Annotated in this window: 20 protein-coding genes and 1 pseudogene; 7 read left to right on the forward strand and 14 right to left on the reverse strand. The window is 69.2% G+C overall.

Annotated features, from left to right (window positions below):
* Positions 1-18: 18 nt before the first annotated feature.
* From ACSFA5_RS19680 to ACSFA5_RS19720, 9 genes are all read right to left on the reverse strand, one after another.
* Entirely contained in the window at positions 19-1,122 is a 1,104-nt protein-coding gene (locus ACSFA5_RS19680) for an NAD(P)/FAD-dependent oxidoreductase (RefSeq protein ID WP_435445713.1), read from the reverse strand.
* Positions 1,123-1,138: 16 nt separating this feature from the next.
* Positions 1,139-2,080 carry a 4-hydroxyproline epimerase gene (locus ACSFA5_RS19685; RefSeq protein ID WP_435445969.1) on the reverse strand — a complete coding sequence of 314 codons (942 nt, stop codon included), beginning with the start codon at positions 2,078-2,080 and terminating at the stop codon, positions 1,139-1,141.
* 14 nt (positions 2,081-2,094) lie between these two features.
* Positions 2,095-3,237 carry a branched-chain amino acid ABC transporter substrate-binding protein gene (locus ACSFA5_RS19690; RefSeq protein WP_435445714.1) on the reverse strand — a complete coding sequence of 381 codons (1,143 nt, stop codon included), beginning with the start codon at positions 3,235-3,237 and terminating at the stop codon, positions 2,095-2,097.
* Positions 3,238-3,295: 58 nt separating this feature from the next.
* Complete coding sequence (locus ACSFA5_RS19695; RefSeq protein WP_435445715.1) at positions 3,296-4,210, reverse strand: dihydrodipicolinate synthase family protein; 915 nt, start codon at positions 4,208-4,210, stop codon at positions 3,296-3,298.
* A gap of 165 nt (positions 4,211-4,375) precedes the next feature.
* Positions 4,376-5,107 (reverse strand): outer membrane lipoprotein, encoded by a 732-nt coding sequence (locus ACSFA5_RS19700; protein WP_435445716.1) that lies wholly within the window; start codon positions 5,105-5,107, stop codon positions 4,376-4,378.
* A gap of 169 nt (positions 5,108-5,276) precedes the next feature.
* On the reverse strand, positions 5,277-6,248 hold the full coding sequence (locus ACSFA5_RS19705) for a tripartite tricarboxylate transporter substrate-binding protein (RefSeq protein WP_435445717.1): 972 nt from the start codon (positions 6,246-6,248) through the stop codon (positions 5,277-5,279).
* A 41-nt stretch (positions 6,249-6,289) separates the two neighbouring features.
* On the reverse strand, positions 6,290-7,495 hold the full coding sequence (locus tag ACSFA5_RS19710) for a M20 aminoacylase family protein (RefSeq protein ID WP_435445718.1): 1,206 nt from the start codon (positions 7,493-7,495) through the stop codon (positions 6,290-6,292).
* Between the two features lie 87 nt (positions 7,496-7,582).
* Positions 7,583-8,437 carry a pirin family protein gene (locus ACSFA5_RS19715; RefSeq protein ID WP_435445719.1) on the reverse strand — a complete coding sequence of 285 codons (855 nt, stop codon included), beginning with the start codon at positions 8,435-8,437 and terminating at the stop codon, positions 7,583-7,585.
* 67 nt (positions 8,438-8,504) lie between these two features.
* On the reverse strand, positions 8,505-8,891 hold the full coding sequence (locus ACSFA5_RS19720) for a DoxX family protein (RefSeq protein ID WP_435445720.1): 387 nt from the start codon (positions 8,889-8,891) through the stop codon (positions 8,505-8,507).
* A gap of 86 nt (positions 8,892-8,977) precedes the next feature.
* Between ACSFA5_RS19720 and ACSFA5_RS19725 the strand changes: the two genes are divergently transcribed.
* The 4 genes and pseudogenes from ACSFA5_RS19725 to ACSFA5_RS19740 all read left to right on the forward strand — a co-directional run bounded on the left by ACSFA5_RS19725 (position 8,978) and on the right by ACSFA5_RS19740 (position 11,274).
* Entirely contained in the window at positions 8,978-9,892 is a 915-nt protein-coding gene (locus ACSFA5_RS19725) for a LysR family transcriptional regulator (RefSeq protein ID WP_435445721.1), read from the forward strand.
* 81 nt (positions 9,893-9,973) lie between these two features.
* Positions 9,974-10,291 carry a virulence RhuM family protein gene (locus ACSFA5_RS19730; protein ID WP_435445722.1) on the forward strand — a complete coding sequence of 106 codons (318 nt, stop codon included), beginning with the start codon at positions 9,974-9,976 and terminating at the stop codon, positions 10,289-10,291.
* A gap of 16 nt (positions 10,292-10,307) precedes the next feature.
* A pseudogene (rhuM, locus tag ACSFA5_RS19735) lies at positions 10,308-10,801 on the forward strand (RhuM family protein).
* The gene (locus ACSFA5_RS19740) at positions 10,798-11,274 is read left to right on the forward strand and encodes an FKBP-type peptidyl-prolyl cis-trans isomerase (RefSeq protein ID WP_435445723.1); all 477 of its coding nucleotides are present in this window, start codon (positions 10,798-10,800) and stop codon (positions 11,272-11,274) included. Before rhuM ends, ACSFA5_RS19740 begins: the two are co-directional and overlap by 4 nt.
* A gap of 37 nt (positions 11,275-11,311) precedes the next feature.
* Here the strand turns inward: ACSFA5_RS19740 and ACSFA5_RS19745 are convergent, their stop codons facing one another.
* Positions 11,312-12,856 carry a CYTH and CHAD domain-containing protein gene (locus ACSFA5_RS19745; protein ID WP_435445724.1) on the reverse strand — a complete coding sequence of 515 codons (1,545 nt, stop codon included), beginning with the start codon at positions 12,854-12,856 and terminating at the stop codon, positions 11,312-11,314.
* A 157-nt stretch (positions 12,857-13,013) separates the two neighbouring features.
* On the opposite strand from ACSFA5_RS19745, the gene ACSFA5_RS19750 reads away from it, so the two are divergent.
* A complete protein-coding gene (locus tag ACSFA5_RS19750) occupies positions 13,014-13,430 on the forward strand; it encodes a VOC family protein (protein WP_435445725.1) in 417 nt (138 codons plus the stop codon).
* 161 nt (positions 13,431-13,591) lie between these two features.
* Positions 13,592-14,662 carry a pirin family protein gene (locus ACSFA5_RS19755; protein ID WP_435445726.1) on the forward strand — a complete coding sequence of 357 codons (1,071 nt, stop codon included), beginning with the start codon at positions 13,592-13,594 and terminating at the stop codon, positions 14,660-14,662.
* A 22-nt stretch (positions 14,663-14,684) separates the two neighbouring features.
* Here the strand turns inward: ACSFA5_RS19755 and ACSFA5_RS19760 are convergent, their stop codons facing one another.
* The 3 genes from ACSFA5_RS19760 to ACSFA5_RS19770 form a co-directional block, all read right to left on the reverse strand.
* Positions 14,685-14,975, reverse strand: a complete 291-nt coding sequence (locus ACSFA5_RS19760; protein ID WP_435445727.1) for a YciI family protein — start codon at positions 14,973-14,975, stop codon at positions 14,685-14,687.
* A gap of 118 nt (positions 14,976-15,093) precedes the next feature.
* Positions 15,094-16,098 carry a Bug family tripartite tricarboxylate transporter substrate binding protein gene (locus ACSFA5_RS19765; protein ID WP_435445728.1) on the reverse strand — a complete coding sequence of 335 codons (1,005 nt, stop codon included), beginning with the start codon at positions 16,096-16,098 and terminating at the stop codon, positions 15,094-15,096.
* Between the two features lie 107 nt (positions 16,099-16,205).
* A complete protein-coding gene (locus tag ACSFA5_RS19770; RefSeq protein WP_435445729.1) occupies positions 16,206-17,297 on the reverse strand; it encodes a tartrate dehydrogenase in 1,092 nt (363 codons plus the stop codon).
* A gap of 117 nt (positions 17,298-17,414) precedes the next feature.
* Here ACSFA5_RS19770 and ACSFA5_RS19775 point away from each other — a divergent pair, with 117 nt between their 5' ends.
* Positions 17,415-18,353 carry a LysR family transcriptional regulator gene (locus tag ACSFA5_RS19775; protein WP_435445730.1) on the forward strand — a complete coding sequence of 313 codons (939 nt, stop codon included), beginning with the start codon at positions 17,415-17,417 and terminating at the stop codon, positions 18,351-18,353.
* Here ACSFA5_RS19775 and ACSFA5_RS19780 read toward each other — a convergent pair.
* Complete coding sequence (locus tag ACSFA5_RS19780) at positions 18,340-19,665, reverse strand: Nramp family divalent metal transporter (RefSeq protein WP_435445731.1); 1,326 nt, start codon at positions 19,663-19,665, stop codon at positions 18,340-18,342. The two genes, ACSFA5_RS19775 and ACSFA5_RS19780, sit on opposite strands and share 14 nt — an antisense overlap.
* Positions 19,666-19,700: the final 35 nt, after the last annotated feature.

Here is a 19,700-nt window from a genome sequence, read left to right on the forward strand (position 1 = left end):
GGCGGCCCGGCGCGGCGCTCATGTCCTTTCCCGCAGCCCGCGCGGCGCGTACGGCGCCGCGTCGAATTCGGGCGTCGTGCCGGTCATCCGTGCGGCCAGCAGATGCGCGCTGCCCGGCGCGGTCGTCACGCCCAGGCCTTCGTGCCCGACGGCCAGCCAGAGCCTCTCGCGCCATGGGTGCTTGCCCAGCAGCGGCAGGCCGTCGGGCGACGCGGCGCGCAGGCCGGTCCACGAGCGCACCGCGTTCAGGTTCGCAAGGCCCGGCAGGTAGTCGAGCGTGCGCTGCAGCATGCGCGCCAGCATCGGCGCCTCGACCGCCGGGTCGGTCGTGTCGAACTGGCGCGACGAGCCGACCAGCAGTTGCCCGGTCGGTCGCGGCTGCACGTTGAAGGCCACCGAGTCGCCGTCGCTGTGGTGCGCGCTGGTGACGTAGCCGAGCTCGACGAGCTGGTGGTGCACCGTGCCCGGATACCGGTCGGTGATCAGCAGGTGGCCCTTCTTCGGGCGAATCGGCAGTTCCGGGCACAGCGCCGTCGCCTGCATGCCGTTGGCCAGCACGACCTGCGGCGCGCTGCGGCGGTTGCCGTCGGTCAGGCGCAATGTGCCGTTGTCTTCGATGGCTTCGACCTTGGCGTGCTCGATGCGGACAGCTTGCCCTTCTCGAGCGAGCAGCCAGCGCGCCGCATTCGGCGCATAGAGAATGCCGTCGCCCGGCACTTCGAGCGCGCCCGCGAGGCCCTTGCGCAGCGCGGGTTCGGCGCTTGCCAGTTCGGCCGCGCCGAGCAGGCGGCTGTCGATGCCGTGCGCGTGCAACCGCTGCCGCTTGCGCTCGGCCTCGGCCATCTCTTCGTCGTTGGCGGCGATCCACAGCGTGCCGCAGGGGCTGTACGCGCAGTCTTCGCTCATGCGCGGGGCCAGCGCGCGCCACCGCGCCACCGAATCGCGGCTCAGCGCCAGCTCGGCCGGGTTGTCGTCCATCACCACGAGGTGGCCCATGCCCGCGCCGGTGGCGCCGCCGATGCGCGCATCGAGCACCAGCACCCGGGCGCCCTTTTGCGCGAGCGCCTGCGCGCAGGCCGCGCCGACGATGCCGGCGCCGATGACGATGACGTCCGCGTCCATGCCGAGCGGCCCGGCGTCAGCGCCGGATGCCCCAGCCGAAGGGGTCGTCGTCTTCGATCAGCAGCGTGGCCTCGGCGCTGATGTGCGCGCGGCCGCGCAGCGTGGGAATGACCTGGTCGCCGTCCATCGCGTAGCTGGCCTCGAACACGCTGCCGATCACGCTGGCCTGCTTCCACACGGCGCCCGGCGCGAGCTTGCCGTCGGCCGCGAGGCACGCGATCTTGGCGCTGGTGCCGGTGCCGCAGGGCGAGCGGTCGTAGGCGTCGCCGGGGCACAGCACGAAGTTGCGGCTGTCGGCGCCTTCGTCATCGTCCGCGAACAGTTCGATGTGGTCGATCTCCGCGCCGTTCGCGCCCGTGATGCCCTGCGCCGCGAGCGCCTTTCGCAACGCAGCGGTGTAGTCGGTCAGCACGGCGAGGTTGTCGCTGGCCACGCGCTGGCCGTGTTGGCCTTCGCTCACCAGAAAGAACCAGTTGCCGCCGTAGGCCACGTCGCCACGCACCGTGCCGTGGCCGGCCAATTCGACCGCCACCTGGTGCAGGTGCCGGAAGGCCGGCACGTTGCGCACGCTCACCGAACCGTCTTCGTGCAGCGTGGTCGTCACCGTGCCCACGGGCGTCTCGATGCGGTGCTCGCCCACGCCGATGCGCCCCATGTGCGCCAGGCTCGCGACCAGCCCGATGGTGCCGTGGCCGCACATGCCCAGGTAGCCGGCGTTGTTGAAGAAGACCACGCCCGCGGCCGCATCGGGCGACACCGGCGCGCACAGCAGCGCGCCCACCACCACGTCGCTGCCGCGCGGCTCCAGCACGGCGGCCGCGCGCCACTTGTCGTGGCGCTCGGCCAGCAGCGCGCGGCGCTCGGCCATGGAGCCGGTCCCCAGGTCGGGGAAGCCGCCGATCACGAGGCGCGTGGGCTCGCCGCCCGTGTGGGAATCGATGACCTGGATGCGTTCCATGGGCATGGTTGCGTTCAGTAGCTGGCGATGGGCACGGGCACCGCGTTCCTGAAGGTGAAGACGGTGATGGGCGCCTGCTTCATGTTGCCCTTGTCGTCGTACGCATACGTGGCGGCCACGCCCTTGTAGGTGGCCTTGTAGAGCTCGGCGCCCACCTTGTCGGGGTCGATGGAGTTGGCCTTCTTCATCGACTCGCCGATGAACAGCACCTGGTCGTAGTACGAGGCCGCATACGCGTCGGGGTCGGCGTTGAAGCGCTTCTTGAACTTCTCCTTGAAGGCCGGGCCGGTCTGCGCCTTCTCGAGCATGGAGCCGCCCTGCGCGCAGAACACCAGGTCGTTGACCGCGTCGCCGCCCAGCTTGCCGGTGGCCGGGCTGCACACGGTGTCGCCGCCCAGCAGCTTGCCGGGCACGGCCAGCTGCTTCATCTGGCGCGCCATGGGGGCGGCCTGCGGCGCATAGCCGCCGAAGAAGATGGCCTCGGGCGCCTTGGCCTTCATGTTGGTCAGGATGGCGGTGAAGTCCACGGCCTTGTCGGTGGTGAACTCCTGGCCGACCACGGTGAGGCCCTGCTTCTTCGCCTCCTTGGTGAACTCTTCCGCCAGGCCCTGGCCGAAGGCGGTGCGGTCGTCGATGACGCCGACCTTCTTCACCTTCAGCTCCTTGGCCGCGTACACGGCCATGGCGGAGCCGATCTGGTTGTCGCTCGCGATGATGCGGTAGAGGTTCTTGTAGCCGCCCTGCGTCACCTTCGGGTTGGTGCCCACGGTGGAGACCAGGGTGCCGCCCTCGCTGTAGAGGCGCGAGGCCGGAATGGCCACGCCCGAGCAGTACGGGCCCATGACGTACTTGACGCCGTCGTCCACGAACTTCTGCGCCACGCTCACGCCGGTCTTGGCGTCGCACTGGTCGTCTTCGGACACCAGCTCGAACTTCAGCGTCTTGCCGCCCACGCTGAGCTTCTTCGCGTTGAGCTCTTCCACCGCGAGGCGCACACCGTTTTCGTTGTCCTTGCCCGCGAAGGCGTTGGGGCCCGACAGCGGCCCGCTGTGACCGATCTTGACCACCTGTTCCTGCGCGTGCGCCTGGCCGGCAACGGCAAGGGCCGCCAGGCCGGCAAGACTGAAAGAGGAAACCATGCCTGCTCGTGTCTTCATGCTTCTTCCTAGGTTGGGGACGATGAAAAGTGCGGTTGCGTGCAAGTGCTCGCGGTGACTACATGACCGATTGGTACTGCGCGGGCCGCGTGGCCAGCGCCTTCTTGACGACGCCTTCGATGAAGGCGCGCTCCTCGCCGATCAGCGGCAGGCGCGGACGGCGCATGTGCTCGCTGCCCACGCCCACCAGCACGTCGATGAGCTTCAGGTTCTGCACCAGCTTGGTCGACACGTCCAGGTGCAGCATCGGCGTCATCCACTGGTAGAGCTTGAGCGCCTCGGCGAACTTGCCGGCCTTCATCAGGTCGTACAGCGCCACGGTCTCGCGCGGGAACGCGCAGCCCACGCCGGCCAGCAGGCCGTCGCAGCCCAGCGCCAGGCCTTCGTAGGCCAGGTCGTCCACGCCCAGGAACAGCTGGTAGCGCTCGCCCACCGTGTTGCGCAGGTCGGTGATGCGGCGGATGTCGTCGGTGCTTTCCTTGATGGCGGCGATCCATTCGCAGTCGGCCAGCTCGACCATGTGCTCGGGCTTCAGGTCCACGCGGTAGGCCACCGGGTTGTTGTAGACCATGATGGGTTGCTGCGCGGCGTTGGCGATGGTGCGCACGTTGCGCATGGCTTCGCGCGCGTCGGCCACGTAGATCACCGAGGGCATCACCATGAAGCCGGCCACGCCGAGCTTGTTGGCGCCGTCCACGTAGCGCAGCGCCTCGCGCGTGCTCGTTTCCGACACGTTGGCCAGCACCGGGACGCGGCCGTCGGCCGCGTCGAGCGCGATCTTGGCGACCTGCAGCTTTTCTTCCAGCGTCAGCGTGCTGGCCTCCCCCAGCGAGCCGCAGGTGACGAGGCCGTGGATGCCGTTGCGGATCTGGAAGTCGATGTGGCGCGCGGTGCCCTCGGCATCGATGCTTTCGTCGGCGTGGAACTTGGTGGTGACGGCGGGAAAGATGCCTTGCCAGCGGGGATTGCTCACTTGATCGCTCCTTGTGGATGTGCGGTGTGGAAGCGTCGCACTTTAAATATATTAAGGATATATCGTCAAGATATTCCTGAGACAAGCGAGCTTCCGGTGCCGGTTCTTCTGTGATATCGGAGAAAACGCCGGGCCGCGCGCCGTCGGGGCGGCCCGGCTCGCGGGCTACTTGCGGCCGTCGACAGGGCGCAGCACGCCGCGCTTGAGCGTGACCGGCTTGCCGATGGGCGGCGCGGACTTCGTCTCGACGGTGCGCACCGTCCCGTTGTCCATGCGCACCGCCACCTCGTACACCGTGACGGTGCGCACGTGCTTCTCGATCTCGTTGCCCGCGAAGCCGCCCCCGACCGCGCCCAGCACCGTGGTCGCGGCGCGCCCGTTGCCGTGCCCGAACTGGTTGCCGACCAGGCCACCCACCACGCCCCCGGCCACGGCACCGACGCCGCTGGTGCTCTGCAGGCGCTTCTGCACCGGACGAACCGACTCGACGCGGCCGCAGACCGCGCAAGGCGGGGGGGCGGGCCGCGCAACGGCGACCGGGGCGTTCACGCCGGGGGCCGGCCCGGGCTGCAGGGCCTGGGCCGGCAGGGGCGCGGGCATCGGCGCCACCGCCACGGCCTGGGGCGCCGGGGCTGCCGCCATGGGGGGCACGGCAGGCGCCAACGGCATGGCTTCAGGTTTGAAGTCGTCCGGTGCGTTCGGGGTGCGGGACGGCGCGGCAGCCACGACGGGCGGTGGTGCGCTTGCATTCACGTCGGGCCCATGGCGCTGCAGCAACACGCCGCCGAGTGCCACGACGGCCACGCCCAGCACGCCGATCACGGCCCACAACGCCTTGGGCGACTTGCTGCCCACGGGCGAGCCTGGGGGCGGGTTGAGTGGGGAAGACGAGTCCATGAAAAAGTCCTTTGTTGTCCGAAGCGGATGCCCCGGAACCCTTCAGGGAGCATGAGCGCGGGCGGCGCTTTGTACAATTGACTGGCGTCCTACATGGAGCGTCGTGGGTCGGGGAGCACCCGGCGGCCTGTGCACCCGCCCTGAACCACGGCGCCAAAAACAGCAGCCCTCAGTCGATCTTCGCGCCCGAAGCCTTCACCACCACGCCCATCGCATCCCAGTCCGAGCGCAGCAGCTTCTGGAATTCTTCAGCGCTCTGCATGCGCGGCTCCACGCCCAGGCGCTTGAAGCGTTCCTGGATCACCGGGTCCGCCAGCACCTTGTTGGCCGCGACGTTGATGCGCTCCACCTCGGCCTTGGGCGTGCCGGCCGGTGCGAGCAGGCCGATCCATGAATCGAAGGCGTAGCCCGGCAGGCCGCTCTCGGCCACGGTCGGCAGCTTGGGCAGGAAGGGGCTGCGCGATTGTCCGGTGGAGGCCAGCAGCTTGATGCGCGCGTCGTCCTGGAAGCCGATCACGCCGATGCTCGACGAGATCACCGCCTGCACCCGGCCCGCCAGCACCTCGTTGACCGCCTCACCGGTCGACTTGGTCGGGATGTGCGTCATCTGCAGCCCCGCCTTGGCGAGGAACGACGCCATGGCCAGGTGCGTGGCGCTGCCGTTGCCGGCCGAGGCGTAGTTGTACTTGCCCGGGTTGGCCTTGACCTCCTTGATGAAGTCCGCCGTGTTCGACACGTTCAGGCCGCTGGCCACCGCCAGCACATAGCCCGCATTGCCCACGTTCGCCACGCCGACGAAGTCCTTCAGCGGGTCGTAGCTCAGCTTGTTGTACAGAAAGCCCGCGATGTTGTGGCTCGCGGCCGCCAGCACCATCGTGCTGCCGTCGGCCGGCGCGCGCGCCACCATTGCCGCGCCCACGGTGCCGCCCGCGCCCGCGCGGTTCTCGACGATGGCGCTGGCGTTCAGCGCCGCGCCCAGCTCGTTGTTGAAGGCGCGCGCCACCGTGTCCTGCACCGCGCCGGTGCCGAAGGGCACGACGATATGGATCACGCGCTGCTGCGCATGCACCGGGGAAAAGGCGCAGAGCGCTGCAGCGGCAAGCGCGCCGAGGAAACGTCGGGTGAACGGGGTCGAGGGCATCGTGGTGTCCGCTTTCTTCATCGTCAACAGGGGGAAGGATTTCAGGTGCCCGACGGCAGCCAGCGCTGCGCGAGTTTCACGAAGTAGCTGGCACCGATCGGGATGATCTCGTCGTTGAAATCGAACGAGGTGTTGTGGATGATGCAAGGGCCGGGCCCGTGGCCGTCGAGCCGGTGGTCGCCGTCGCCGTTGCCCAGGAACGCGTAGCAGCCGGGCCGCGCGACCAGCATGTGCGCGAAGTCTTCGGCGCCCATCACGGCGGGGAAGTCGTCGGTGACCATGTCGTCGCCCACCACCTCGCGCATCACGCCGGCGGCAAAGCGCGCCTCCGCCGCGTGGTTCACGGTCGGCGGCGACGAGCGGTTGAAGAACACCTCGGCCGTGCAGCCGTGCGCCGCCGCCACGCCGGCCGCCACCTCGCGCAGGCGGGCCTCGATCTTGTCGATGGCGTCGAACGAAAAGGTGCGGATGGTGCCGCCCACCGTGGCCACGTCGGGAATGACGTTGGGCGCGTCGGAGCCCTGCAGCTGCGTCACCGCGAGCAGCGCGCGCTCGGTGCTGGGAATGGTGCGCGGCACGATGGTCTGCAGCTGCTGCGCCAGCGTGACCACCGCGGCCACCGGGTCGATGCCCGTGTGCGGCATCGAGGCGTGCGTGCCGCGCCCGCGCACGGTGATCCTGTAGGTGTTGCTCGAGGCCATGAGCGCGCCTTCGTTGAGCGCGAAGCGGCCCACGTCGCCGACGGGAAAGTTGTGCAGCCCGAAGACTGCGTCGCACGGAAAGCGCTCGAACAGGCCCTCGTCGATCATCTTCTTCGCGCCCGCCTTGCCCATTTCCTCGGCGGGCTGGAAGATGAAATTCACCGTGCCGTCGAAATCGTCGGGGCCCTGCTGCGACAGGTGCCAGGCGGCGGCCAGCAGCATGGTGGTGTGGCCGTCGTGGCCGCAGGCGTGCATGCGGCCGGGGTTCGTCGACTTGTGGGCGAAGTCGTTGGCCTCGTGCAGCGGCAGCGCGTCCATGTCGGCGCGCAGGCCGATGGTGCGCATGCCCGTGCCCTTGCGCAGCACGCCCACCAGGCCCGTGCCCGCGATGCCGCGGTGCACCTCGATGCCCCACTCGGTGAGCAGGTTGGCGACCTTCTCGGAGGTGCGGTGCTCCTCGAAACCGAGTTCGGGGTGGGCGTGGATGTCGCGTCGGATCTCGACGAAGCGCGCGGCGTTGGCAAGAAAGGCGTCGGCGATGTTCATGGCGGGGCGTGGTGCGGGAAGTCGTTCGAAGGAGCGAACGATTCTGGCGCAGCCGCCCGCCGCGCGCACGCCTGGGTTTCGGCGGCTTTACCCGAGCCGGCCTTCCTGCCGCAGCTTCGCGCCGATGCGCCGGATCTCGGCCTCGCCCTGCTCGAGGGTCGAGCGGCTCGTGTGCACCGAGTAGTGGCCCATGACCAGTTCGTGCGGATGCTTCACCGCCGAGCCCAGCACGAAGGCCGTGTCGCCACGGGCCGTGAAGTCGATCGCGTCCTGCGACTCCTCGAACACCGCGAGTTCGCCACCGCCGATGGGGCCGCCCCGGTCGTCGCCGGTGTCGAGCGCGCCTTCGTTGACCGCGACCCAACCCACCGTGTGCCCGGCCGGCGGCACGTAGCGCCAGTGCTCGCCGTCTTTCAGCTGCACGGCCAGGTAGTTCATCGACGCGGGCGCCGCGATGGCGCTGCGCGCCGCGCCGTGGCGCCCGAGCAGCACGCGCGCCGGGCCTTCCTGCGGCACCTGCGAGGGCGTGAGGTAAACGCTTTGCGCGGGCGCGTTTTCTTCCGAAGCCGGCAGCGCCACCCACAACTGGAAGCCGCGCACGCGCGTCACGCCCGGCGCGGGGCCGCCGGTATGCCACACGCCGTTGCCGGCGCGCATCCACTCCACGCCGCCGCCCCGCAGCGTGCCCTGCTCACCGATCGTGTCTTCGTACAGCGTGTCGCCTTCGATCAGGTAAGTGAGCGTGGCGATGCCCGAGTGCGGATGCAGGCCGAAGCCCTTGTGGCCGCCCGTGGTGTCGAAGCCGAAGAGGTCGAGGAAAACGAAGGGCTTGAGAAACTCGCCCAGGTCGCCCGGGCTCACCAGCCGCGTGATGCCGCCGTGCCTGGCGCCGCGCGTGCGGTGGACGATGGCGCGGGCCTGCGTGACTGTGTCGGTGGTCATGCGGTCTCCCTGGCGGTGTTCGGTTGGGTCATGGGGTACTCCGGAATGGGGGACAAGAAGAAATCGATCAGGCCGCGATGGCCGCCTGCTGCGGCACCGGACGCAGGCGCCACGCCACGAAGCCCGACAGCAGCGCCAGCACCACCGCCGGCGCGGGGTTGCCGCCGATCAGCACCACGTGCGTGGCCACGGCGCAGACCATGGTCGCGGCCAGCAGCAGGCCGCCGAAGAAGCCGGTGGCCGGCACGAGCAGCAGCACCACGCCGCCGAGCTCGACCAGCCCGGTCACGTAGCGGAACCACTGGCCGAAGCCGATGGCGTCGAACACCTGGACCATCTGCGGCACGCCGGCGAGCTTGGACACGCCGGCCGCGCCGAAAGCCAGCGCCAGGAGGATGCGAATGCCCCAGACGACGCGGCGCTGGGTGGGGGAGGTGCGGGATGAGGAAGTCATGGGTACAAGGTTAGGCACGCACCCATTGATCGACTAGACGGTAGAGTCGGATTGCACTCGTCCAAAATCAGAAGGAATCACCGCCCATGCTCGACCTCAACGACATCGCCATGTTCGTGCAGGTGGTGCGCCACGGCAGCTTTGCCGAGGCCGCCCGCCGGCTCGGCCTGCCGCCCAACACCGTGAGCCGGCGCGTCCAGCAGCTCGAGGCGCAGCTGGGCACGCGGCTGATGCAGCGTTCCACGCGCAAGCTGACGCTGACCAGCGCGGGGCAGGCCTTTCACGACCGGTGCGCGGGGGCGGTCGACGGGCTGGTGGCGGCGGGGCAGGAACTGGTGGCGGGCGGGCAGGCGCCGAGCGGGTTGGTGCGGGTGGCGGCGCCGGCCGATTTCTTCGATTTCTTCCCGATGGAATGGGTGGCGGACTTTTTGGCCGAACACCCCCTGGTCAGGCTCGATTTCGTGCTTAGCGACGCGACCGCCGACCTGATCGCCGAGCAGATCGACGTGGCGTTCCGCGGCGGCGTGCTGCGCGATTCGGGCTACATCGGCCGGCGGCTGGCCACGCGCAGCGGCGGCCTGCTGGCCAGCCCCGCCTACCTCGCGCGGCGCGGCGCGCCCGCGACTTTGCAGGCGCTGGCGAACCACGACTGCGTGACGCCGCCGCATCCGTCCGGCCACACCACATGGCGGCTCATGGGCCCCGACGGAGTGGAAGAAGAAGTGCAGGTCGCCGGGCGCTTCACGGGCAACACGGCGCAGGCGCTGCGCAAGGCCGCGCTGGCCGGCCTGGGCATCGCGCAGCTGCCGCCGTCGATGGCGACGCGCGACGAGCACGAAGGCCTGCTCGTGCGGGTGCTGCCGCAGTACGCGTACACGGGGCGCGGGCTGAGCGTGGTCTACCCGAGCCGCAAGCACCTGCCGCTGGCGGTGGCTGCGTTCATCGAGATGGTGATCGGCAAGCTGGGGCAACTGGACGTGCTGTCTGACGTTGCGCCGTAAGCTCATTGCCTTGCGCGCCACTCACGCTCGAACCGGCGCCTCGAGAAAAGCAGATGGACAACTACCTGAAAGAACTCGCTCATGCGTGATTCAGCAGACGAAGAAGAACCTTCGGGCCAGGGAGAACTGGTGCTCTACGCCACGGAGGACGGCAGTGCCCGGTTCTTCCTGCGCGCAAGGGACGGCACCGTATGGCTGACGCAGATGGAGCTGGCGGCGCTGTTCCAGACCTCGATTCCGAACGTCAACATCCATATCAAGAACGTGCTCGATGAGGGTGAGTTATTGCCCGAGGCAACTATTAAGGACGACTTCATGGTTCGAATCGAAGGCAAGCGAGAGGTTCGTCGACCTCTGAAGTCGGGCGTCGGAAAAGCGCTTCTATCAAAAAGTTCGTGAGCTTTTCGCGCTGTCGGTGGACTACAGGGACGACACGGTTTCAGTGGGTCTGTTCTTCGCCGAAGTACAGAACAAGATGTTCATCCGAAGAACTACCTCGACGCCGACGAGATCGATCACCTCAATCGAATCGTCATCCTGTTCCTGGACTTCGCAGAGCTTCGCGCCCAGAGGCGCAAAGACCTGCGCATGGCGGACTGGCGCGCTTATGTCGACACGTTCATCGAGTTCAATGAAAGCCCATTGCTCAAAGGAGCCGGACGCATGAGTCACGACGCGATGGTCGAGATCGCGCACGAACGGTATGAAAGGTTCGACATGCAGCGGCGCGAGGCGCAGGCGCGGGAAGCCGACGCCGAGGACCTCAAGGAACTGGAACGGGCGGAACGCTCGCTGCTGGAAAAAAAGGCGGGCGCGATGCTTCCTGATGGGCCCGTCACGAAGGAATCGCCCCGGCTCGGAATGCAGGAAAATTCGTCGATCCGCATCCGTCAGGCAATCACTTCATGAAAATCGAAAAAGACACCGTCGTCACCATCCAATACAAAGTCTCCGACGCCCAGGGCAAACTCATCGAGGCGAGCCCCGAGCCGATGGCCTACCTGCATGGCGGCTACGAGAACACGCTGCCCAAGATCGAGGAAGCGCTCGACGGCAAGGAAAAGGGCTACCAGACCGTGGTGACCCTGTCGCCCGAAGACGCCTTCGGCCAGCGCGACGAGGCGCTGGTGCGCAGCATTCCCAAGGCCGAATTTCCGCCCGGCGTGAAGATCGGCGGACAGCTGCAAGGCCGCCTGGACGACGGCACCGAGCATGTCTTCACGGTGATGAAGATCAAGGGCCCGGTCGTGCTGCTCGACGGGAACCATCCGTGGGCCGGCAAGGCGCTGAAGTTCAGCCTGCAGGTGACGGACGTGCGCACGGCGCTGCCGGTGGAGATCGAGCACAAGCATGTGCATGGGGCGCACGGGCACCATCACTGACGACTGACGCGGCCGGGTCTTCAGGCCCGACGGCCGCTCAGTTCTTCTTCCAGAACCTCGGCGCGTCCGCGATCTTCTCCAGCGCCTTGCGGCAGGCCTTCGCGCCACCCGCATGGCGCGCGGTGAACCAGCCGACCGCGAACCACGCCCGCGCATCGCGTTGCGTGGCCTCGCGGTACAGCGCCAGCGCCACCGCCTCGTCGTTGAACTCGCCCAGCGCGTCCTGCGCGGGCCGCAGCGCCCTCAGGTAGCGCTCGGCGGCCTCCTTGTCTTCGCCCTCGAACAGCGGCGCCACGAACTCCCCCAGGTAGCGCAGGCGCTTGAGCCGCTTGCGCACGCGGTGCTGGTTGTCGGTGGCCAGCGACTCGAAGCGCTCGCCGTCACGCACCGCCTGCGTGTGCAGCCGCTGCAGGCGCTTGCGCAGCAGGCGGCGCGCTTCGTCGGCGCTGGCCGCTGCGGATTCCACCGGCGCCAGGGCGGTGAAACCGATCAGTGAGACGAGCACGTTCTGGAACGCCGGCGCACGCACGACGTCGCCGGCCGACGGCGAGTGGGCCGCCGCATCGCCCGCCAGCGGGTCGAACGCCGGCCCGCCCGCCTCGCGCAGCCGGGGCTGCGCGAGCTTCACGACCTGTTCGCGGTCGCGCAATTCGCCGAGCGCGCGGAAGGCGTCGACCAGCGGCGGCTCCCACGTGGCCGCCTCGAAAAGCCCTGACTCTGCATCGAGCGGCGCCAATTCGCGCAGCGCCGTGCGCAGCCGGCGGATGCCGATGCGCAACTGGTGAACCTGCTCTTCGTCCGCAGGCTCGACGGTGCCCGCCGCGATCTCGCTGGCGTTCGGCAGCATCTGCGCCAGGCAGGACGCGACCACGGCCTGCTGAATCGCTCGGCCGTCGGGGTGCTGCTCGGCGAAGCGCGGCGGCTCGGCCTTCACTGCGTTCACGCTCTCCTGCGCTGCCAGCAGCCGCGCGCCGCGCTCCGCCTTCGACACCGTGCTGAACCACAGCCCATGCTGCTGCGACCAGCGCCGCGCGAGCGACACCAGGCCCTGCACGTCGCCGCTTTTCAGTTCCAGCTCCAGCTCGCAGACGGGCGATTCGCGCTGTTCGGGCGTGCCCGCGTGCGCGACGACCTTGCCGACGTCCAGCGCCATCTCGACCACCGCGCCGCCGGGCCCCGTCACGCGCACGTCGCGCGTGAGCCGCACGATGTCGGTCGATTGCCGCTCGACCAACACAGCAGCACCGCCGTCACCCTCGGCCAGCAGCCTGGCGAGCCGCTCGCCCACGGGCGTGCCGTGGTGGCGCTGCGGATCGATGTGCGGCGCCTTGCCCGCCGTGCCCAGGTCGACGTTGTGCTCCAGCCGGTGCAGCGCGTTGTCGCCCGTGGCCTTCACGGTCTGCACCCAGCGCGGGCCTTCCTTGCGCAGCCGCAGCACCATGCCGCCGGCGGCCAGCCGCTGGTCGGCGGTGTCGAAGTAGCGGGCCTGCAGGCGGGTGCGCACGACGGCGCCGCGCTTCAGGGCGGCTTCGACGGCCTTCAGGCGGGCGGGGGGAATGCAGAACTTGAACTCGATTTCCATAGCCGCCGATGATGCGCGCGCCGCACCCGCCGGCAGCGCAAAACCCCCTGCCGACGATTCATGTAGACGCCGCGGATCTTCTTTGCTATCGTTTGTGGACGGCGTACACAATATGTCGGCAGCCCCCGAACCCTTTTCATCAACACAGGACGACACCATGGCCACCAAGCAGATCTTCGTGAACCTCCCCGTCAAGAACCTCGACAAGACCAAGGCCTTCTTCGCCGCATTGGGCTACACCTTCAACCCGCAGTTCACCGACGCCAACGCCGCGTGCATGGTGGTGCAGAAGGACAGCATCCACGTCATGCTGCTGGTGGAAGAATTCTTCAAGACCTTCACGACCAAGGCCATCGCCGACACCGGCAAGACCACCGAGGTGCTGCTGTGCCTGTCGTGCGAGAGCCGCGCCGAGGTCGACGACCTGGTGGCCAAGGCGGTGGCGGCCGGCGGCACCACGCCACGCGCGCCGCAGGACCACGGCTTCATGTACGGTCACGGCTTCCAGGACATCGACGGCCACCTGTGGGAGCTGGTGTTCATGGACCCGAACGTCGAAATGCCCAAGCAGTAAGGCATCGAGCGACCGGGCAACAGGAAAGAGCGATGCCCATCGTTCCATACGCGCTCTTCACTGTTGCAGGCAAGGCACCTACCGGAAGGCGCCTGCGCCCCGATATTCCATCCATCGGCAAGGCACCATCGGCCATGCCCCCCATGGAAAGGAACAACGACATGTCCGAAGACAACAACAGCCAGCGCAACAGCCCCGTCCTGCAGGTGGCGCCCCTCGGGTTCCCGTGGCAGACCATCGACCCGTTCCTGTTCTGCGTGTACCACGACGACGCCTACCCGCAGGGCAACGCCCGCATGGGCCCCGAATCCTCGCTGGCAGGGCGCCAGATCGGCCAGGACTTCAGCCGCAAGGACGGCTGGAGCATGTACCACGGCGACACGGTGCCGGGCTTTCCCTCGCACCCGCACCGCGGCTTCGAGACGGTGACCATCGTGCGCAAGGGCCTGGTCGACCACTCCGACTCGCTGGGCGCCACCGCGCGCTTCGGCGGCGGCGACGTGCAGTGGCTCACGGCCGGCAAGGGCATCGTGCATTCCGAGATGTTCCCGCTGCTCGACGCCGGCGCGCCGAACCCGCTGGAGCTGTTCCAGATCTGGCTCAACCTGCCGGCGCGCAGCAAGATGGCCGAGCCGCATTTCACGATGCTGTGGTCCGACGACATTCCGCGCTTCGCGTCCGACGACGCCAAGGGCGGGCGCACCGACGTCGCGGTGATCGCGGGCCGGCTCGGCGACGCCGTGAACGGCCAGGCGCCGATCCAGCCGCTGGCGCCGCCGCCCGATTCGTGGGCCGCGCAGGCCGACGCCGACGTGGCCATCTGGACGCTGAAGATGACGCCCGGCGCGCAATGGACGCTGCCCGCCGCCACGGGCGAAGGCACGCGGCGCATGCTGTACTTCTTCAAGGGCGCGACGGCGCACGTGGGCGGCCAGCGCGTGCAGGGCCCGGCGGCCATCGAGCTGCGCGCGGACATGGACGTGGAGCTGGTCAACGGCCCCGACGAGGCGAGCGAGTTCCTGGTGCTGCAGGGCCGCCCGATCGCCGAGCCGGTGGTGCAGTACGGCCCCTTCGTGATGAACACGCAGGCCGAAATCAATCAGACCATGGCCGACTACCGGCGCACGCAGTTCGGCGGCTGGCCCTTCGACGACGCGGCGCCGGTGCACGGCAGCGACACCGCGCGCTTCGCGAAGCACCCGGGCGGGCGCGAGGAAGTGCCCGCGGTCTGACGGGCCCCTGCGGGCCGGGGCGTCAGAGGGTCTTCAGCACCTCGGCGCCCAGCGCGGTCATGCTCGGAACGAACTCCAGCACGTGGGTGTGGGCCACGCCGTTCTGCACGAACGGGTCGCGTGCCAGCACCGCGTCGAGCGCGTCCCGGTCGCCCGAGCGCGCCAGAATCACGCCGCCCTTGCGCGGCACCTGTCGCCCTGAGGCCACGAACAGGCCGCTCGCGTAGTGCTTCTTGAGCCAGGTGACATGCGCGTCCATCAGCGCGTCGAGTTCCTCGAGCGGGCGCACGTAGGTGAGGGTGACGATGAACATGGCGGAACAACGGGAGTTCAGGAATTCCCATCGTAGGGGCTCGGCGTGTTGCCAGCTGCGCCAAGGTGTGCGCACCGGTAACCGACGGCACGACGGCCCGATGGCCCGATGGCGCGCGCTACTCGATCGCCACGCCGCCTTCCTTCACCAGCTTCGCGAACTTGGCCGTCTCCTCCCGGATCTGCCGCGCCATCTCGGCCTGCGTGCCGCCCAGCGGCTCGGCGCCGATGGCCTGCATGCGCTGCGCGAAGTCGGGCGAGTGGATGATCTTCACCATCTCGGCATTGAGCCGCGCCACGATGTCCTTCGGCGTGGCCGCCGGCGCGAGCACACCGAACCAGGTGCCGATGTCGAACCCCTTGAGCCCCGCTTCTTCCAGCGTGGGCACGTCGGGCAGCACCGACGAGCGGCGCGCCGTGGTCACGGCCAGCGCGCGCAGCTTGCCGCTCTTGATGTGCTGCAGCACCGGCGTGATGGTGTCGAAGGACATCGCCACCTGCCCGCCGAGCAGGTCGGTGGTGAGCGGGCCGCTGCCCTTGTAGGGCACGTGCAGCAGCGTGGTGCCGGTGCTGGCCTGGAACTGCGTGCCGATCAGGTGCTGCGCCGTGCCGTTGCCGTTGGAGCCGTAGGCCAGCTTCTCGGGCGCGGCCTTGGCCAGCGCCACCAGTTCGGCCACGTTCTTCGCGGGCGTCTGGGCCGCATTGACGACCAGCACGTTGGGCACCATGGCCACCACGGTGACGGGCGCCAGGTCTTTCTGGAAGTCGTAGGGCAGCTTCTTGTAGACGCTGGTGGCGATGGTGTGGTGCACCGCGCCCATCAGCAGCGTGTAGCCGTCGGGCCTGGCCTTGGCCACGTAGTCGGCGCCGAGCGTGGCGCCGGCGCCGGGCCGGCTCTCGACCACCACGGGCTGGCCCAGCGACTGCGAGAGCTTGTCGGCCAGCGCACGCGCCAGCACGTCGGTGGTGCCGCCCGCGGGGAAGGGCACGACGAGGCTGATGGGCCGCGCGGGCCAGCCGGCGGGTTGCTGCGCGAAGGCCAGCGCGGTCGCACCCAGGCCGAGCGCCAAAGCGGTGGCGCGAAGCACGGTGCGCCGACGGCGCGCGTGGAAGGAAGCGGTCATGGTGTTTGTCTCCGGCTCGTTGTCGTGGTGCGCGCATCGAGGCGCGCGGATACCGTCGGGTCGCTCGAGATCGATCAGGCCTTCAGTGCCATCAGGGCACCCCGCCGTCAGGCCGCAAGGCGCTGCGGCACGCCGGCGATGTGTTCGCACACCGCGCGCGTCACCTGCGCCGTGGTCGCGCTGCCGCCCAGGTCGCGCGTGTGCAGCGACGGGTCGGCCGTGACGTGCTCCACCGCCGCCATCACGCGGCGCGCGGCCTCGGCCTCGCCCAGATGCTCGAGCAGCATCACCACCGACCAGAAGGTCCCGACCGGGTTGGCCAGTCCCTTGCCCATGATGTCGAAGGCCGAGCCGTGGATGGGCTCGAACATCGAGGGGTAGCGGCGCTCGGGGTCGATGTTGCCGGTGGGCGCGATGCCCAGGCTGCCTGCCAGCGCGGCCGCCAGGTCGCTCAGGATGTCGGCGTGCAGGTTGGTGGCGACGATGGTGTCCAGCGTGGCCGGGCGGTTGACCATGCGCGCGGTGCAGGCGTCGACCAGCTCCTTGTCCCAGGCGACGTCGGGGAACTCCCTGGAGATCTGCAGCGCGATCTCGTCCCACATCACCATCGCGTGGCGCTGCGCGTTGCTCTTGGTCACCACCGTGAGCAGCTTGCGCGGCCGCGAGCGGGCCAGGGCGAAGGCGAACCGCATGATGCGTTCCACGCCCGCGCGGGTCATCATGCTCACGTCGGTGGCGGCCTCGATCGGGTGGCCCTGGTGCACGCGGCCGCCGACGCCCGCGTACTCGCCCTCGGAGTTCTCGCGCACGATCACCCAGTCGAGCTGGCCCGGCGCGCAGCGCTTGAGCGGGCCGTCGATGCCCGGCAGGATGCGCGTGGGCCGCACGTTGGCGTACTGGTCGAAGCCCTGGCAGATCTTCAGGCGCAGGCCCCACAGCGTGATGTGGTCGGGAATGTGCGGGTCGCCCGCGGAGCCGAACAGAATGGCGTCCTTGTGGCGCAGCGCGTCCAGGCCGTCGGCCGGCATCATCTCGCCGTGCGCGCGGTACCAGTCGCCGCCCCAGCCGAAGTCCTCGAAGCTGAACTGCAGCGCGCCGCCGGAGGCCGCGGCCAGCGCTTCCATCACCTGGCGACCCGCGGGGATCACTTCCTTGCCGATGCCGTCGCCGGGAATGGTGGCAATGCTGTAGCTGCTCATCGATGTCCTTCTTGTGAATGTGTGCCGTCGCAAGAGCCCACTGTAGGATTCGATGCGCCGAACGATTCATGCCGGAAGTGAATCCATCCTTAACTTCAATTCAACAATGAGGTGGCCATGACATCCCCCGTCCAGCCCGCCGACCTCGGCTTCTTCGCCACGCTCGCGGCCTGCGGCAGCCTGAGCGCCGCGGCGCGCGAGCTCGGCATCAGCACGCCGGCCGTGAGCAAGCGGCTCGCGCTGATGGAAGCGCGCCTGGGCGTCACGCTGGTGAACCGCACCACGCGGCGCATGAGCCTCACGCCCGAGGGCGAGCTCTACGTGGCCAGCGCGCGGCGCATCCTCGGCGAGATCGACGACATGGCGCAGCAGCTCGGCGGCGCCAAGGGCGAGGCGCAGGGCCTGCTGCGCGTGAACGCCACGCTGGGCTTCGGGCGCAGCCATGTGGCGCCGCTCATCTCGAAGTTCGTGCGCAGGCATCCGCAGGTGGAGGTGCAGCTGCAGCTCTCGGTCAACCCGCCGCCGCTGACCGACGACGCCTTCGACGTCTGCATCCGCTTCGGTGCGCCGCCCGAGGCGCGCGTGATCGCGCGGCGCCTCGCGTCGAACCGGCGCCTGCTGTGCGCCTCGCCCGCCTACCTGGCGCGGGCCGGCACGCCCAAGGTACCGAACGACCTCACGCACCACCGCTGCATCGGCATCCGCCAGGGCGACGAGGCCTACGGCGTGTGGCGCCTGAGCACGGGACGCGGCACGGCGCAGCGCACCGAGGCCGTGAAGACGCGCGGCGCGCTCAGCACCAACGACGGCGAGATCGCGGTCAACTGGGCGCTGGACGGCCACGGCATCCTGATGCGCGCCGAGTGGGACATTGCGCGCTACCTGCGCAGCGGCCGGCTGGTGCAGGTGCTGGCCCACTGCCGCACGCCCGACGCCGACATTCACGCGGTGTACCCGCAGCGCCACCAGCTCTCGGCGCGCGTGCGGGCCTTCGTCGATTTCATGGCGGCGGCGCTCGGCAAGGACCCCGCCGAGCCGGCGCTCAGCCGCCGCTGAGCACCGACGCCACCAGCCACACGTTGGCCGCGCCGATCACGCCGAAAAGGCCCCAGGCCAGCAGCTTGACCACCGGCCCGTTGGCGAAGCTGCCCATCATGTCGCGCCGGCTCGTGAAGCGAATCAGCGGCCACATCGCGAATGGCAGCTGAAAGCTCAACACCACCTGGCTGAGCACCAGCATCTTGCCCACGCCGCCATCGCCGAACCACCACACGCCGAGAAACGCCGGGCCCAGCGCCAGCAGGCGCGTGATCAGGCGGCGCTGCCAGCATGGGATCTTCAGGTCGAGAAAGCCTTCCATGATGATCTGGCCCGCGATGGTGCCGGTGAAGGTCGAGCTCTGCCCCGAGGCCAGCAGCGCGATGCCGAACAGCGTGGCCGCGAAGGCGCTGCCCACGATGGGTTCGAGCAGCCGGTAGGCGTCGTCGATCTCTGCCACTTCGCGGTGGCCCGTGGCGTGGAAGGCGCTGGCCGCCAGCACCATGATGGCCGCGTTGACCAGCAGCGCGAGCGACAGCGACACCACCGCGTCGAGCGTGCAGAAGCGCACCGCCTCGCGCCGCGCGGCGTCAGTGTCGGCCACGAGCCGGGTCTGCACGATGGACGAATGCAGGTACAGGTTGTGCGGCATCACGGTGGCGCCGACGATGCCGATGGCCAGGTACAGCGCGCCCGGCTGGTGCAGCCGCTCCAGGCTGGGCGCGAAGCCCATCGCCACGCCGAACCAGTTGGGCGGCGCCATCGCCAGCTCGACGATGAAGCAGCCCGCGATGGTGCCCACCAGCCCGAGCACGATGGCCTCCACGCGCCGGAAGCCCGCGCCCTGCAGGCCCAGCACCAGCAGCGTGTCGAAGGCCGTGATGGCGATGCCCACCGGAATCGACACGCCGAACAGCAGGTGCAGCGCCAGCGCGCTGCCCAGCACCTCGGCCAGGTCGCAGGCCACGATGGCCAGCTCGGCGCCCAGCCACAGCAGGCGATTGACGCGCGGCGAATAGTGGTCGCGGCAGGCGCGCGCCAGGTCCTTCTGCGTGACCAGGCCCAGGCGCACGCACAGCGTCTGCAGGAGCATCGCCGCCAGGCTCGCGAGCAGCACCACGAACAGGAGGCCGTAGCCGAAGCGCGAGCCGGCCTCGATGTCGGTGGCCCAGTTGCCGGGGTCCATGTAGCCGACCGACACGAGCAGGCCGGGGCCCGCGTAGCGCATCAGTTTCTTGAAGAAGGGCAGGTCTTGCGCAACGGCGACGCTGCCCTTCACTTCGGACGGGCAGAAAGGCGCGGTGGCCGTGCGGGGCAGCGGAAAGAACATGCGGGCGATGATAGGTACAAGCCCGTGGCCTTGTC

This window comes from Variovorax monticola (assembly GCF_051216855.1).
Taxonomy (GTDB): domain Bacteria; phylum Pseudomonadota; class Gammaproteobacteria; order Burkholderiales; family Burkholderiaceae_C; genus Variovorax.